The organism is Bartonella sp. TT110JLCBS (assembly GCF_042193405.1).
In the GTDB taxonomy this organism is placed as follows: domain Bacteria; phylum Pseudomonadota; class Alphaproteobacteria; order Rhizobiales; family Rhizobiaceae; genus Bartonella.
In genome coordinates this window covers 1-1,717 of the sequence record NZ_JBHILT010000085.1, presented here as the reverse complement: position 1 = coordinate 1,717, position 1,717 = coordinate 1, and the positions used below count along the sequence as shown (strand labels likewise).

2 pseudogenes are annotated in these 1,717 nt (G+C 40.7%); both read left to right on the top strand.

The features are described from left to right. Window positions 1-804 (top strand): annotated as a pseudogene (locus ACFILW_RS09585) (hypothetical protein); the annotation flags it as partial. Continuing rightward, a pseudogene (locus tag ACFILW_RS09580) lies at window positions 801-1,717 on the top strand (hypothetical protein); the annotation flags it as partial. The pseudogenes ACFILW_RS09585 and ACFILW_RS09580, both read left to right, overlap by 4 nt.

The window sequence follows — 1,717 nt, the reverse complement described above, 5'->3', positions numbered from 1 at the left end:
GTCGAGTATCTAAAGTCCAAAGGCTACAGTGATGAAGAAGCTGCTGTCATGGCAAGGAATCCTCAAATGCTTAGTGCATTGTTAACAGGTGCTACAGATAGCATAAAACATTACAATGATGGGAGTTCGTTAATTGATGACCCAACATCACCAACGGGAAAGAGAGTGGTTTATCACCCTGGTGGGAAGGCGTATCTGGACAAAGAACGAGAATCTGCTTTACGTCAACATAAAAACTTGTATGCAAAGGTTTTGCTAGAAGATATTGATTATGTGCAGGAATACCTTGAGAATTTTAAGAATAAGGCGACAGGTAATATAGCTTTAGCTGCTAGCTACGCGTTCTCAACGTCCGAACAATCGGATGTACGACAGATTTTGGAATCAATACAATCTCGTATAGGGCTTGACCGTATAGATCAAATGAAAATGTTATCGCAAAGAGGGGCGCTAGGACTTGGAAATGTTAGCGATAAAGACATTGAAATGTTAAAAGAGTCTCTTGGGAAATTAAATTTACGTATGTCTACACGAGAGCTTAAACGGCGTTTGTCAACAATAAAAGATGTTTTATCAAGACTGAACCCTGAAGTACAAGGTATTGTATTAGGTCATATTGAGTCTACAGAAAATAATATGAGAAATGCCGTTATGGCAAGAAATAGCCAAAATTCGACCAATCAGGCGGTCTCACAAGGGAATGTTGCAAATTTTACAACTGTAAGCAGCACAGAACAAGCTAATAAAATGCCTATTGGGGTTGAGTTTATTTACAATGGTCAAGTTTACAAGAGGGCTAAATGATTAACAATAAGAATTCTCTTGTAGTTGATCGTGCATTAGGTGCTACGAACAATCAAGGTAAAAAAATATCAGAACTTGGTCCAAATTTTATCAATTTAGGTTCTGCTTCAGAATATGCGGCTAATCGAGAACGCTCATCAGAACTTGGACCGAATTTTATCAATTTAGGTTCTGTTTTAGAATATGCCAATCCTTCTTATGAGAATACTCTACTCTCTCCAGAGATTACACAAAGTGAAGCCTTTTGGAATTCTTTAAAGCATGGTTTGAGTTTTAATTTAGATGATGAAGTTGCGGGGATTGTAGCGGCGGGACGTGATGATGAGAATGAGAGTGCACTAAATGCTTTTAGAAAGGGGCTGTACAGATATTGGTTATCTGGTGATAAAAAATACGAAGAGAAGTATGAGAAAGAAGCCAATAGAATACGTGATTATCAACGTAGGATGAGTGATACGCATTATTGGACGTCTTTGTTAGGAAATGTTGTAGGGGCTGCTTTACCTTCACTTGCGACGTTAGGAACAGGAGCGGTTGCAGGACTAGCAGGGCGGATAGCGCCTCCTGCTACTTCAAAATTAAGTCAAGCATTTTTGAAAGCCGTTCCAACGCCGGTAGGCACGGTAGGGAAACGGGTAGGCGCAGGAGTGAAATATGTAGGTGAGAAAGCAAGTCCGTTTTTAGGCATCACAAAAAACACAACACTTCCTCATTTGCTTAAAGTAGGAGCGGCATCTGGTGCATTACATGGAGCAGGTGAAGGTGTAGGGTTAGGTCACACACTTCAAAGTGCAGCAGTTGGTGGAGGATTAGGAGCAGCAGGGACAATGGTTGGCAGTGCTTTAGGTCATTTGGCTGGTTCTACTGTCGGTGGAATACGAAGACTTTTTTCTCCTTCTCATAAGGAAGGTGT